The 12,924-nt window shown below is 51.8% G+C and carries 12 protein-coding genes; 3 read left to right on the forward strand and 9 right to left on the reverse strand.

Annotated elements, in window-relative coordinates; all coding sequences use genetic code 11:
• The first annotated feature begins 51 nt into the window (after window positions 1-51).
• The 3 genes from ACXAF9_RS09430 to ACXAF9_RS09440 are packed head-to-tail and all read left to right on the forward strand — an operon-like array spanning window position 52 to window position 1,928.
• The gene (locus tag ACXAF9_RS09430) at window positions 52-714 is read left to right on the forward strand and encodes a fumarylacetoacetate hydrolase family protein (RefSeq protein ID WP_475073288.1); all 663 of its coding nucleotides are present in this window, start codon (window positions 52-54) and stop codon (window positions 712-714) included.
• The gene (locus ACXAF9_RS09435; protein WP_475073290.1) at window positions 714-1,499 is read left to right on the forward strand and encodes a DUF2927 domain-containing protein; all 786 of its coding nucleotides are present in this window, start codon (window positions 714-716) and stop codon (window positions 1,497-1,499) included. The genes ACXAF9_RS09430 and ACXAF9_RS09435 overlap by 1 nt, the downstream gene beginning before the upstream one ends.
• Before the next feature lie 15 nt (window positions 1,500-1,514).
• Entirely contained in the window at window positions 1,515-1,928 is a 414-nt protein-coding gene (locus ACXAF9_RS09440) for a CopD family protein (protein WP_475073292.1), read from the forward strand.
• Between the two features lie 26 nt (window positions 1,929-1,954).
• On the opposite strand, the gene ACXAF9_RS09445 is transcribed toward ACXAF9_RS09440, so the two are convergent.
• From ACXAF9_RS09445 to ACXAF9_RS09485, 9 genes are all read right to left on the reverse strand, one after another.
• A complete protein-coding gene (locus tag ACXAF9_RS09445; RefSeq protein ID WP_475073294.1) occupies window positions 1,955-2,575 on the reverse strand; it encodes a ubiquinone biosynthesis accessory factor UbiJ in 621 nt (206 codons plus the stop codon).
• Window positions 2,576-2,593: 18 nt separating this feature from the next.
• A complete protein-coding gene (gene ubiE, locus ACXAF9_RS09450; protein ID WP_475073297.1) occupies window positions 2,594-3,352 on the reverse strand; it encodes a bifunctional demethylmenaquinone methyltransferase/2-methoxy-6-polyprenyl-1,4-benzoquinol methylase UbiE in 759 nt (252 codons plus the stop codon).
• A gap of 113 nt (window positions 3,353-3,465) precedes the next feature.
• Window positions 3,466-3,858: a gamma-butyrobetaine hydroxylase family protein gene (locus ACXAF9_RS09455; RefSeq protein WP_475073299.1), complete on the reverse strand. Its 393-nt coding sequence runs from the start codon at window positions 3,856-3,858 to the stop codon at window positions 3,466-3,468.
• Window positions 3,859-3,919: 61 nt separating this feature from the next.
• Complete coding sequence (hslU, locus tag ACXAF9_RS09460; protein ID WP_475073302.1) at window positions 3,920-5,254, reverse strand: HslU--HslV peptidase ATPase subunit; 1,335 nt, start codon at window positions 5,252-5,254, stop codon at window positions 3,920-3,922.
• 18 nt (window positions 5,255-5,272) lie between these two features.
• Entirely contained in the window at window positions 5,273-5,809 is a 537-nt protein-coding gene (hslV, locus tag ACXAF9_RS09465) for an ATP-dependent protease subunit HslV (RefSeq protein ID WP_475073305.1), read from the reverse strand.
• Between the two features lie 109 nt (window positions 5,810-5,918).
• Window positions 5,919-6,653 carry an SPOR domain-containing protein gene (locus tag ACXAF9_RS09470; protein ID WP_475073307.1) on the reverse strand — a complete coding sequence of 245 codons (735 nt, stop codon included), beginning with the start codon at window positions 6,651-6,653 and terminating at the stop codon, window positions 5,919-5,921.
• 39 nt (window positions 6,654-6,692) lie between these two features.
• A complete protein-coding gene (gene argS, locus ACXAF9_RS09475) occupies window positions 6,693-8,378 on the reverse strand; it encodes an arginine--tRNA ligase (protein WP_475073309.1) in 1,686 nt (561 codons plus the stop codon).
• A 200-nt stretch (window positions 8,379-8,578) separates the two neighbouring features.
• On the reverse strand, window positions 8,579-10,552 hold the full coding sequence (locus tag ACXAF9_RS09480) for a methyl-accepting chemotaxis protein (protein ID WP_475073311.1): 1,974 nt from the start codon (window positions 10,550-10,552) through the stop codon (window positions 8,579-8,581).
• Between the two features lie 77 nt (window positions 10,553-10,629).
• Window positions 10,630-12,804: a primosomal protein N' gene (locus ACXAF9_RS09485; RefSeq protein WP_475073314.1), complete on the reverse strand. Its 2,175-nt coding sequence runs from the start codon at window positions 12,802-12,804 to the stop codon at window positions 10,630-10,632.
• Window positions 12,805-12,924: the final 120 nt, after the last annotated feature.

The following is a 12,924-nucleotide window of genomic DNA, read 5'->3' on the forward strand; positions in this document are numbered from 1 at the left end:
AGTGCATAAGCCCACTGTGGGTAATCAACAATAAAACTAATAGGGAAGAATATGGCCTTTCAACCTCGTTTTACCGATCAAACTCCATGGGATAAACCACTGGGCAAAATCGTTTGTGTGGGCCGAAACTACGCCGATCACGCCAAAGAGTTAAACAACCCGATCCCCACCGAACCGCTGCTGTTTATGAAGCCTGCAACCTCGGCATCATACATGGCTGATGGCGTTGTCTTACCGGCGGACCTTGGCGATGTGCACTACGAAACAGAGATGGCGGTGCTGATTGGGCAGACGCTCACTAAAGCCTGCGTGGAAGAAGCTGCAAAGGCCATTGTGGGTGTAGGGGCGGCCTTGGATTTAACGCTGCGTGATCTGCAAAGTCGATTGAAAGAGAAAGGTCACCCTTGGGAGCGAGCGAAAGGTTTTGATGGCAGCTGTCCATTATCGGACTTTGTGCCGGCTCAAGCCGTAAGTGATCTTCAAAATGTGCAGATCAAACTCACCATCAACGGTGATGTTCGCCAAGATGGGAATACCGAGATGATGCTCTACAAGGTGGTGGATCTGCTCAGTCACATCAGCCAATGGTGCACGCTGGAAGCGGGCGATGTTGTCATCACAGGGACACCGGCGGGCGTTGGTAAACTCAACCAAGGCGATCAGTTGTCCGTTGAGCTAGGTGGTTTGATTCAGGTAACCACCGAGGTACGTTAATGCGAGTTGGGTGGCTGTCGCGATGGGCTGTAAGTGCACTGTGTTACGGTGTGCTGAGTGCTTCGGTTTGGGCTGCCCCTCATTGGCAGTCGCCGGCGTTTATTGAGGAAAGCTTCCTGAACGTGGCACTTGGCAGCGAGTTTACGAGTCAAAAAGGGGTGTTGCATAAGTGGGTAAAGCCAATTCGGATCTTTATCCAGCACGATGTGCCCGAACAAGACCTGCACGAGTCCTTGCTTGAGCAGCACCTAGCGCACCTTAGGCGCATTACTGGGCAGGATATTCGCATTACGCGCCAGTCCCGAAAAGCCAATGTTAAGTTCTTTTTCACGCGCGAATCTCATCTGATCCCTTTGCTTAAACAACACGCAGGCCCCAACACCGCTCAGCGTGAGCGCGGTGCGGTGTGCATTGCCTCTTATCGAATCGATGCAAAAGGTAACATTGCCGAAGGACGGGTGTTTATTCCGGTGGATCGGGCCCGAATGCACGGTAAATTGTTGGCCTGTATCGTCGAAGAGATCACTCAGCTGATGGGGCTGCCGCGCGATTCTGATGCGGTTTACCCCTCCATCTTTAATGATAAAACCCCCGATGTACTTTTAACCGGTTTAGACGATTTGCTACTGAGAATCTTATACAGCGGACAGTTGTGCTCTGGCATGACAGAAGCGCAATTACGCACGGTCTTGCCCAGAGTCATACAATCGCTGTCAGAAAAGGGTATGATCCGTAACGCTGATCATCGCGTACGCGAGCAAAGCGCGTTGTATCAGCTTTTCTAAGATAAGGAACCGAGTATGCTGTGGGTAAAAACGTTTCACATACTGGCAATGACCAGTTGGATGGCGGGCATCTTCTATCTGCCACGTATCTTTGTGCATTATTCCGAAGGCCGAGTTGCAGGTCAGGACGTCAGTCGCCTTAAGATCATGGCGCGAAAGCTCTATGGCTTTATGACGGTGATGGCGGTCTTTACGTTAGGCTTAGGCCTGTGGTTATGGCTTGGGTACGGCTTTACCGGTGGTTGGCTGCACGCCAAACTCACCTTTGTGCTTTTCTTAATCGGGTATCACATCTGGTGCCGACAAACGACGATTAAGATGCAAAGCGATGATCTGTCCAAAAGCGGTCGCTATTTTCGTGTGATGAACGAGCTGCCGTTGCTGATCTTTATCCCTATTCTGATCTTTGTCACGGTGAAACCGTTTTAATCAGGGGTAATAAAAACGCGCAAAGCTTAGGATTTTGCGCGTTTTAACTGATCCACACGCGCCATCAAGCGGTCGGTTCGCTGACGAAGTGTATCGACCTCATCCATAAAATGCGTCACTTCCGAACGGGACGGCAGTAACCCCGATTCTTCCACAAGGTATTCCATGGAGCTGGCTTTCATGCTGGCGTGGGCTTGTTTGGCAAAGCGATTCTTAAACCCCATCCACTGTGCGACTTGATGTGCGGGCAGATCCCCAACCACATTGGCCAAGAGGCCTTCCCAATCGATGTTTAAGTCAGCGAGCAAGGTTTGGATGGCTTGAGCCAGTCCCAGTTGACCTGTTACCTCAATGCCATTGCCAAAGAAGTGGGCTTTGGGGTCGTCACTGGTGATTAAGCTTATAAAAGTCGTGGACTTGCCACTGAGCTTAACATCCGGCTCGCCATCAAACAGGGTTTGTAGCTGAACGCCTGCCGTGGTGGGGATGAGGTAGATGCAGGTGTTGAGATCGAGCACCTCGAAGGCGGCCACTTGACCGGCCATCGAGGCGAGGCGCTCACGCGCAATGGGATCGGATAGGATCAAGGGGTTGATCACGCTTTCCGCTGAGACCAACGCGGCACTGACGATCATCTCAAAAGCCATGGCTGCCTCTGTTCGTGTTTAAGGTTTGATGCCTGTGTGCAAAGCGACAATACCGCCGGTCATGTTTTGGTATTTGCAGTTCACAAGCCCTGCGTTTTCCATCATGCCTTTGAGCGTTTCTTGATCGGGGTGCATACGGATCGATTCGGCTAGGTAACGATAACTTTCGCTGTCGTTGGCGATCACTTTGCCCATCATCGGCAGCAAGCTGAACGAGTACACGTCGTACATTTTGGTCAGTGCTGGGTTATTGGTTTTGGAAAACTCAAGCACCATCACTTTACCGCCAGGTTTCAGGACACGTGCCATGGAGGCCAGGGCCGCATCCTTGTCTGTGACATTACGAAGACCAAACGCGATGGTGATGATGTCAAAGGTGTTATCCGGGAAGGGCAGGCACTCGGCATTGGCTTGCACAAATTCCACGTTACCGGCGACACCGTTATCCATCAAACGGTCGCGGCCGACTTTCAACATGGAGTCGTTGATGTCCGCCAACACAACTTTACCGGTTGGGCCAACAATGCGAGAGAACTTCTTGGTTAAATCGCCTGTGCCGCCTGCGATGTCCAAGATAGTAAATCCGCGACGGGCGCCACTTTGATCGATGGTCAGTTTTTTCCAGATGCGGTGTACGCCTCCAGACATCAGGTCGTTCATCAGGTCATATTTGCTGGCGACCGAGTGGAACACATCGGCTACGTGTTTCACTTTTTCCTCGACCGGAACCTCTTTAAAGCCGAAGTCGGTGGTGGTTTTGTTCGGTTGTTCGCTCATAGTATCCTGCCTGCCGCTGCCAAAAATAACGAGGATGGTATCAACACGGTTCCATCATTCAATGAGGGGCATTGTACCCACGCATCTTACATTTGTCCCACAATTACGGCGGATTACCCGATACCGATCAATCCATTATCGCGAGATTGTCCTGCCGCTTGCAGTTGATCTAAATAGCTTTGCCAATAGGTGTCGTGGTTTTCGGCCAGATCACGAAGGTAAGCCCAAGTGAATAAGCCGCTGTCGTGCCCATCATCAAACGTGATTTTAAGAGCGTATCGCCCCGAGGGCTCAACGGATGAGATCCCAACAAACTTTTTGCCCGTTTGTAAAATGCCGTTGCCCACACCATGACCACGCACCTCGGCCGATGGCGAGTGCACCCGCAGGTATTCAGCGGTCAGTTCAAAGCTTTTTTCGCCGTAGGTTAGCTCCAGGGTTTTGGATTTCTTATGCAGTTTGATGCCGTTGGGCGGTGTGTTGGGGTAATTGGCTGAGAGTGTCATATGTGTTTGTCCTGCACAAAAAAGCCGGCGATGGCCGGCTTTAGTTGAGTCTGTGAGCGTATTACAGGATGTAGTGGCTCAGATCTTCGTTCTGGCTCAATTCATCCAGTTGGCTGTTCACATAAGCCGCATCGATTTTGATCAGTTTACCGGCTTCGTCCGCAGCGTTAAATGACAGATCTTCGAGTAAGCGCTCCATCATGGTGTGCAAACGGCGTGCGCCGATGTTTTCGGTGCTTTCGTTTACCTGGTACGCCAGTTCTGCGATGCGCTCGATGCCATCGTCCGTGAACTCGATGTCGACCCCTTCGGTTTTCAAAAGGGCAACGTATTGCTTGGTCAACGAGGCGGTCGGCTCGGTCAAAATACGACGGAAATCTTCAGGGGTTAAGGCGCTTAGCTCAACACGGATTGGCAAACGACCCTGTAGCTCAGGGATCAGATCCGATGGGCGAGCTAAATGGAATGCACCGGAGGCGATGAAGAGAATGTGGTCTGTTTTAACCATGCCGTATTTGGTGTTCACGGTGCAGCCTTCGATCAGGGGTAGCAAGTCACGTTGTACACCTTCACGTGATACATCGCCACCGCTGGAATCCGCACGTTTACAGACTTTATCGATCTCATCCAAGAAGACGATGCCGTTTTGCTCAACGCGCTCAACCGCCAGCTGTTTCAGATCTTCATCTTTAACCAGCTTTTGGGCTTCTTCGTCGGTTACCTGCTTCAGCGCTTCTTTCACGGTCATGCGACGGCTTTGTTTGCGCTCATTGTTCATGTTGGAGAACAAGTTTTGCAGCTGGCTGGTCATCTCTTCCATGCCAGGCGGCGTCATGATCTCGACACCCATGCTGGATGGGGTTACTTCGATGTCGATCTCTTTATCATCCAGTTGGCCTTCGCGCAGTTTTTTACGGAAGATTTGACGGGTCGCGCTGTCGGTTTTCTCGGCGGGCGCATCGCCAAAATCATTAGGACGAGCCGATGGCAGCAGGGCGTCCAGAATGCGCTCTTCGGCGGCGTCTTCGGCGCGGAAGCGAACTTTTTCGGTTTCTTGCTCGCGTACCAGCTTAACGGACATCTCAACCAGATCACGGATGATGGTTTCGACATCGCGGCCCACATAGCCGACTTCGGTAAATTTGGTGGCTTCTACTTTGATGAAAGGCGCGTTAGCCAGCTTTGCCAGACGACGAGCGATCTCGGTTTTACCCACACCGGTTGGGCCGATCATCAAAATGTTTTTCGGGGTCACTTCTGGACGCAGCTCATCATCGAGCTGCATACGACGCCAGCGGTTACGCAGAGCGTTAGCAACCGAACGCTTCGCGTCATGTTGGCCTACGATGTGGCGATCCAGTTCATGAACAATTTCGCGTGGGGTCATGTTAGACATAAATACTCCGGATCGGGTTTACGCAGACTTAGGCGCAGTGATGGATTCGATGGTGAGGTTGTGGTTGGTAAACACGCAGATATCGGCGGCAATGTTCAGGCTTTTTTCAACCACTTCTTTGGCGCTCATCTCGGTGTTTTCAACCAAGGCTTTGGCCGCTGCCAGTGCATAGTTACCACCCGAACCAATGGCAATGACGCCATCTTCCGGCTCGATCACATCACCAGAACCAGAGATCAGATAGGTCTTTTCTTCGTTGGCAACCAGCATTAAGGCCTCAAGACGGCGCAGTACGCGGTCGCTTCGCCATTCGCGGGCTAAATGGATAACGGCATTAACGATGTTGCCTTGGTGTTTATCCAGCTGTTGTTCAAATAAGTCGCGAAGCGTGATGGCATCGGCTGTGCTGCCTGCAAAACCTGTGATGACTTTGTGCTTAGGGAGGGTGTTAACTTTACGTGCAGTGCCCTTCATTACGGTGTTACCCAGGGAAACCTGCCCATCACCTCCAACGACGACTTCGTCGCCACGGCGCACAGATACAATCGTTGTCATGAGTCTAACCTTAATTGTCGGTTTGATAATTAAGGTCAGATATGGATGCCAAATTCAGGAATTCAAGGGGGCGCTTTAAATTAGACGGTTCGCGTTGGCGCAAACCGGCTTATTTAACCGGGATTTCCATCGGGCTGATGCGCATGCGCGTCAGCTTATCGTGCGCTTTGTTCATCACCGAACGATTCTCAAAAGGCCCAACTCGAACGCGGAACCACACACCGTTGCTGCCTTCGGATCGGCTGGTATGCACATTTGGAAGGCCTGCCAAAATTAGCTGGGCACGCAGTTTTTCTGCATCACTTTCGGTTTTGAAAGAGGCTGCTTGCAGCACGTATTTGGTGTCGAGCTTCTCGGTTTTAGGCGTCGATTTGTACGCGGCCACTTCCGGTACGGCCACTTCGGTATTGGGCAGCAAGTCATAAAACTCATAATGACTTTGCGCAGGTGTGGATTGCTCCTCAACCACAGGCTCGGCCTTTGGTGGCGTTGTCTGAACGGGTTTTGGTGCCGGTTCCGGTTTCTTCACCGCCACCGGTTCGGGTTTGGGCTGAACTGGTGCCGGTTTGGGTTTGATCGGTTCAGGTTTTGGCTTAGGTGCCGCTTCTTGAACCGTCTGGGTTTGCACTTCTGAAGGGTTCACGTTCAACAGCTGGTTGAGTAAATAAACCAAACCGGCCAAACCGACTAAACTCAACAGCGCAAGCTTCCAAGAGCGGCGCTTTGGTTCAGGCGGTGGCGGTGCGGATGCACGCGGTTTCGGTTTTGGGGCCGCTTTAGGCTTGTTGCGACTGGCGGACGAGCCGCTGCGCTTTTTTTGAACAAAGTCTTTACGTGAAGCCATGCACACCACTCCTTTTTGAATGCGACCCCAAACCTATTCTTACATCTGCTCTGGTGCGCTAACGCCCAGTAACTCAAGGCCGTTGGCCAGTACGTGTCGAATCGCAACCGCAAGCGTTAAGCGAGCATTACGGATGTCGGCATCGTCTACCAAGGTCTTTTCCGAGTTGTAGTAGGTATGGAACTCACTGGCCAAATCGTACAAATAGTTAGCGATCTGGTGTGGCTCACGTGATGTAGCGGCACGCTTAACCACCTCTGGGTATCGACCCAAGGCGATGGTCAGGTTCTTCTCGCTTTCCAGTGTCAGTGCATCCAGAGCCGCCAGGCCTGTTTCTACATCCCAAGAGAGTGTTTGCTCATCCAAACGGCGGAACAAAGAACACACGCGCGCATGCGCGTATTGGATGTAATACACAGGGTTATCGGCGGATTCGGAGCGCGCTAAATCGATATCAAACGTCAGATGGCTGTCGGATTTGCGTGCTGCCAAAAAGTAACGTGTTGCATCGCGACCCACTTCGTCGATCAAATCACGCAGTGTCACGTAGCTGCCGGCACGCTTAGAGATTTTCACCTCTTCACCACCGCGCATTACGGTTACCATCTGGTGCAGCACATAGTCAGGCCAGCCTTTTGGAATGCCGGTGTTTAGGGCTTGCAGGCCTGCACGAACACGCGTGATGGTGCTGTGGTGATCTGCACCTTGTTCGTTAATGACGGTGTTAAAGCCACGCTGCCATTTGTTCAAGTGGTAGGCGACATCCGGTACGAAGTAGGTGTAACCACCGTCTTTTTTGCGCATTACGCGGTCTTTGTCATCACCAAAGTCGGTGGTGCGGAGCCACAAAGCGCCTTCTTGCTCGTAGGTATAGCCGTTATCAATCAGCGTTTTTACTGTCTCTTCGACTTTACCCTCGGTGTACAGGGAGGATTCCAAGAAGAACACATCAAAATCGACACCAAAAGCTTTTAAGTCTAAATCTTGCTCATGACGCAGGTAAGCCACCGCAAAGTGGCGGATGGCGTCTAGGTCGTCTGCGTTTTGGGTGCCTGTAAAGCTCTGGTCTTCGGAGTGCACGGTATCGCTGCGCATGAAGCTGTCGGCCAACTCAACAATGTAGTCACCGCGGTAGCCATCTTCTGGCCAGCTTGGGTCTTCTGGGGTGAGCCCTTTACAGCGAGCTTGAACCGACAAGGCCAGATTGTTGATCTGTTGACCTGCATCGTTGTAATAAAACTCACGAGTGACATCCCAACCGTTGGCTTCCATCAAGCGGCATAGGCAGTCGCCGACCGCCGCACCACGTCCGTGACCAATGTGCAAAGGACCTGTTGGGTTGGCGGATACAAATTCAACCTGAACTTTCTTGCCTTCGCCGTCGTTGTTGCGGCCGTATTGATCGCCTTGGCTTAGAATGCCCTCGATCAAGGTGCGCGTTGACTCGTTACTGGCAAAGAAGTTAATGAAACCAGGGCCTGCGATTTCGGTTTTCTCAACTACCGTGTTGTCCGGCAGGGCATCGCAGATCAGTTGTGCTAACTCGCGTGGGTTACGTCGTGCCGGTTTAGCCAGAGTCAGAGCAATGTTACTGGCGAAGTCACCGTGAGATTTGTCACGGGTGTTTTCAACCATAATATTGGGAGTAAGGTCGCTGGCCAGAACGCCATCGGCCATCAGTCGCTCAAGTGCTGCGCTGATTAAATCTGCTATCTGCTGTTTCATGAACTGTAATTCACCGGTCGGTTCGTAGATATGATCTTTAAAGAACCGGCTATTATCCTAGGTTGGTTTCCATAAGTTAACCCCCTTAGGCGGTTATCTGTGCTTTTTTTGCTCGTTTGCTAAGGGTTTGTTGTTTGATCATAAAAAGCGATGCTCATCCCTCACACACCAGTGGTGTGAGGGATGAGGTGTAGGTGGGATTAAAGCTTAAAGCGCTGGATCAATCGGGTTTGATCTTCCGCGACTTTCAGAAGGTCAGAGCTTCGAGAGGCGGCCGCTTGCGCACCACGAGCGGTTTCTGTCGAAGCGTGGTTGATGTTTTCAAGGGTTTGGCTGACCTCTTGAACAGCCGCGTTTTGCTGATAGGAGGCCGTGGCGATCTGGGTGTTCATATCGCGAATCGCTTCGATGGCGCTTAGCATGTTGTTCAACGCATCGTTTGAGCCGGTCGCATAATCCACACATTGCGTCGCTTGTCTGTGGCTGTCTTCCATACTGTTAACCACGTTCTTGATCCGTTGCTGCATGCTGCTGACCATCGCTTGGATCTCTTCGGTGGAGTTCTGGGTGCGACTGGCGAGCTGGCGAACCTCATCGGCCACCACGGCAAAACCTCGACCATGATCCCCCGCACGTGCCGCCTCAATGGCTGCATTCAAAGCCAGTAGATTGGTTTGTTCGGCAATCTGGTTGATGGTCTCAAGGATGGTATCGATCTTTTTACTGTCTACAGCAAGCTCGGAGGAGGCCGTAACCGCCGATTCGATCACGCTTGACTGCGATAGGATGCTCTCTCGCGTTTGGCTCATGCGTTGGCGAGCATCAGTACCGAGTTGATCGCAGTTTTGTACGCTAACCAGCGTCTCTTGTGCGTGGTTGGCGACATCTTGTACCGAGTTTTCAAGCTCGGTAGCGGCAGCCGAAGTTTGTGCCAGTTGATTGCTTTGTTGCTCCATCGCGCTGTTCGCATTCAAACTGGTTTTTTGGTTTTCTAGAGCGACTTTACCCAGTTCAACGGAGTTACTCAGGATGCGTTTAAGGAGCTCCTGAAGGTTGGATGTTACTTGGTTGAGGTTACGGCTTAACAGACCAAACTCGTCGTTCCGTTGGTCGTTGAAGCGCACGGTCATATCGCCTTCGCTCAGCGACGATAACTGCTTTTGAATGTTTGTTAAAGGCACGCGAATCGCACGGAGTACTGCGTAGCCAACCGCAATGGCGATCAATAAACCCACAATGCTTAGCCCGATGATCAGCGAGCGGCTGGTGTTGATGGTGGTTTCAGCATCCGCTTCGGCTATGTGGGTGTGGTCGAGGCTCTGTTGTAAAACGCCTTGCAAGTGGCTTTCTGTTTGCTGTTGAAGTTCACCCGCCGCTGCAAGTTTCTCAGTCATTTGGGTGTGCAAGGCGTCTTGTTTAATGTAGGCACCCACGAGGCCTGTCTCTTCAGCCAATGAGGCTTGAAGTCCCTGAATCACCCCCTCAATACGAGCGGCTTTTTCATCGTATTTCACAAAGTCGTTGAACGCGTTTTGAATCTTAGGGCGAAGGTCGGCCATCGAATCTTTGAGCTGTTGCAGGAAATAGGTCTTCTCAAAAACACGTAGATTCAGCTTAGCGTTGTTAACCGCTTTGCTCAGGCTTTGGTATGCGCCAACGGCCGCAGGGGACGCGCTTGGCGAGGTAATGTAGCGTTGTCCCCAGCGGCTCAGAGAGTCTATTTGAGACTGCAAAAGCTGTGATTCGGTCGTGACGTTGGTGTTGATTAGGAGTATCTCGGCATGCAGGACGCGCAACTCTTCGGCTGCACTTTTATAAGCCATCGCCGAGGTTTCGGCCTGATTCACCATCTCGTGCATTGAGTCTTCAGGCTTTAAATGTTCGTTGAGGGTTTTTGCATGCAATTGAAACGCTTCGAAGCTTTGTTCAAAGGCATCAATGTGTTCTTGAAACTGGGCAGGCTCGCTGCTCAGAAACTTAAGTAGGGCCGCATTGGCACTTTGAAGTGCGATGATCTGTTGATAACTTGCGGAGAGCTCAGGAATGGTCTCGTGCGAGACAACACTCATCTGATCTTTTATGTTGCTAATTCCTTTGAGCCCACCAAAACCAATCACAATGATGGTTACTGCCAAGACACCGAATCCAAGAGAAATTTTTTTTGCTGTATTCATGTATCTGAACCGTTACTAAATTGTTGTTCTTTATCCAGAGTCAGTATCGGCTAAATGTCTTACATCCTTAGTAGGAATTACGACAGATCATAAGGGTCGACATCAACCGACCAGCGTACCTTGCGCTGACTTGGATGTTCTGATGTCATTAAGCATAGATGAAATAACGAATTTTGCAGGGCCGGTCTTGAATGGGCGCTCAAAATAAGTTGCGCCCGAAACACGCCGGCCTTCTTCTCCATGGGGGAAGGGAAGGGGCCGAGCCACTCGATGCCAGCAAACTGAGGCTCCAAAGTATCGCGTAATGACCGAAGAAAGCTCTCGGCGGTGCCTTTTCGATTGGTTTCGGCGCGGCACACCGCCATGTGTCTAAAGGGTGGTTGCTGATACGACTGACGTAGCGCCAGCTCTTGACGGGCGAAGGCCGCATAGCCTTCGGTGGTCAGTTGCATTAGCTGTGGGTGCTCGGCATGGTGAGTCTGAATGATCACCTCACCTGCATCTTCAGCACGCCCTGCACGTCCTGCCACTTGCGTGATCAACTGGGCGGTGCGCTCCATGCCTCGAAAATCAGTACTGAAAAGACCGGCATCAGCCTCCAAAATAACCACTAAGGTGACTTTGGGAAAGTGATGTCCCTTGGCCAACATTTGTGTACCCACCAAGATGCACGGTTTGCCGGTGTGGATCTGATCCATCATCGCATTCAGTGACCCCTTTCGCGCGGTGCTGTCGCGATCCACCCGCAGTACCTCAACATCAGGGAAGTACTCTTCCAACAGGAGCTGAGTGCGTTCGGTACCCGCCCCTTGAGGTTTGATCTGATCCGAGCCGCATTGGTCGCAACGCAAAGGGATCGGTCGTTGGCTGTCGCAGTGGTGGCAATGCAGGTGGGCTGGTTGATAGTGCAGGGTCATTTTTGCATCGCAACGACGGCACTCGGCAATCCATCCGCAATCATGGCAGCTAAGACTTGGGGCAAAGCCCCTGCGATTCAAAAACACCAGTACCTGAGTACCTTGATCAAGGTGGGCGCGAATCCGCTCAAAGGTGGCTTGGCTGATGCCGTTCTGCAGGTGAGCGCCCCGAATGTCCAATAAACGAATGCTGGGCGCTTTGGCATTGCCGGCGCGTTCGGTCAGTCGCAGGTGTTGGTAGCGGCCCTGTAAAGCATTATTGAGAGTTTCGAGCGATGGGGTGGCTGACCCTAAAATAACGGGGACCTCCTCGGCATGAGCACGAACGATGGCTAAATCACGTGCGCAGTAGCGAAACCCCTCTTGCTGTTTAAAGGAGGTATCGTGTTCTTCATCAATGATCAAGATGCCGGGGTGTTTAAGCGGAGTAAATATGGAGGAGCGCGTGCCAATGATGATGCCAGCGCGTCCTGATTTGGCATCCAGCCACGCCTCGTAACGCTGTTTATCCGTTAAATTCGAGTGCATGGCCACAACGGGGACTGAAAACCGGGCTTTAAAACGCGATACCGTTTGAGGCGTAAGGCCAATCTCTGGTACCAGTACCAGTGCTTGTTTACCCTGCTCTAGCACCTGCTGGATCGCCTGCAGATACACTTCGGTTTTGCCGGACCCTGTTATCCCTTCCAGCAGCATGGGGCTGAACCCTTGTGCTTGATGGATGCGCTTAAGCACCTCGGTTTGTTCTTGGTTGGTGGGCAGGGGAAGCTCGCGTGTGACGATCTTTGGCCAGTGTGCCTTCGCGATAACCTCTTCGATAAGATCTTTTTTGTACAGGGCGTTGAGTGCGTTGGTATCGCCACCTTCGATTTTATAGGCGTCTCGGCTTATGCCAAGCGGATGCTCGAGGATCAGCGATAACGCCGCACGTTGTTTATGCGCGTTAGCGGCGATGGCCTCCAGCGAAGTCGATTCTTTCGCTTTTAAGACAGTATGGTGGCTCTCAATTTGCTGAGCGCCTTTTCGTAAGTGGCCAGGGAGTGCTTGATACAGCGCATCGCCCACAGGGTGCTGATAGTAATCCGCGGCCCACAGGACTAAATCCAATAGGTAGTCGGGTAAGGGCGGTTCTTGATCTAAAATCTCGATCGCAGGTTTGAGTTTCGTCTCAGGTAAGTCGGTTTGCTCGGGGTGTTCTAGACAGATGCCGATTAGCTCTCGGCGGCCAAAAGGGACTTTTACGCGGCAGCCCCGCTTTGGGGGCATGTTATCAGTACTTTGATAATCAAATAAGCGACGCAGGGGCGAGGGGACAGCAATGCGCAAAAGAGCCATGATCTACCTAAGGTTTTTGGTTCAATCGCCCATGGTAATACAATGTCAGGCACACGAATACCGCGGGGTTGGTTGCTAAGGGGTAGGTGAATTAGTATAATCCGCGACCTACTCTAATTG

The organism is Neptunomonas sp. ABH4_499 (assembly GCF_056160565.1).

What these genes read in the sequence shown, in the direction of transcription:
- ACXAF9_RS09455 (WP_475073299.1), bottom strand. Translation starts at nt 3,858, where the DNA reads ATGACACTCTCAGCCAATTACCCCAACACACCGCCCAACGGCATCAAA.
- ACXAF9_RS09430 (WP_475073288.1), top strand. Translation starts at nt 52, where the DNA reads ATGGCCTTTCAACCTCGTTTTACCGATCAAACTCCATGGGATAAACCA.
- ACXAF9_RS09480 (WP_475073311.1), bottom strand. Translation starts at nt 10,552, where the DNA reads ATGAATACAGCAAAAAAAATTTCTCTTGGATTCGGTGTCTTGGCAGTA.
- ACXAF9_RS09485 (WP_475073314.1), bottom strand. Translation starts at nt 12,804, where the DNA reads ATGGCTCTTTTGCGCATTGCTGTCCCCTCGCCCCTGCGTCGCTTATTT.
- ACXAF9_RS09445 (WP_475073294.1), bottom strand. Translation starts at nt 2,575, where the DNA reads ATGGCTTTTGAGATGATCGTCAGTGCCGCGTTGGTCTCAGCGGAAAGC.
- hslV (WP_475073305.1), bottom strand. Translation starts at nt 5,809, where the DNA reads ATGACAACGATTGTATCTGTGCGCCGTGGCGACGAAGTCGTCGTTGGA.
- ACXAF9_RS09470 (WP_475073307.1), bottom strand. Translation starts at nt 6,653, where the DNA reads ATGGCTTCACGTAAAGACTTTGTTCAAAAAAAGCGCAGCGGCTCGTCC.
- hslU (WP_475073302.1), bottom strand. Translation starts at nt 5,254, where the DNA reads ATGTCTAACATGACCCCACGCGAAATTGTTCATGAACTGGATCGCCAC.
- ACXAF9_RS09435 (WP_475073290.1), top strand. Translation starts at nt 714, where the DNA reads ATGCGAGTTGGGTGGCTGTCGCGATGGGCTGTAAGTGCACTGTGTTAC.
- ACXAF9_RS09440 (WP_475073292.1), top strand. Translation starts at nt 1,515, where the DNA reads ATGCTGTGGGTAAAAACGTTTCACATACTGGCAATGACCAGTTGGATG.
- ubiE (WP_475073297.1), bottom strand. Translation starts at nt 3,352, where the DNA reads ATGAGCGAACAACCGAACAAAACCACCACCGACTTCGGCTTTAAAGAG.
- argS (WP_475073309.1), bottom strand. Translation starts at nt 8,378, where the DNA reads ATGAAACAGCAGATAGCAGATTTAATCAGCGCAGCACTTGAGCGACTG.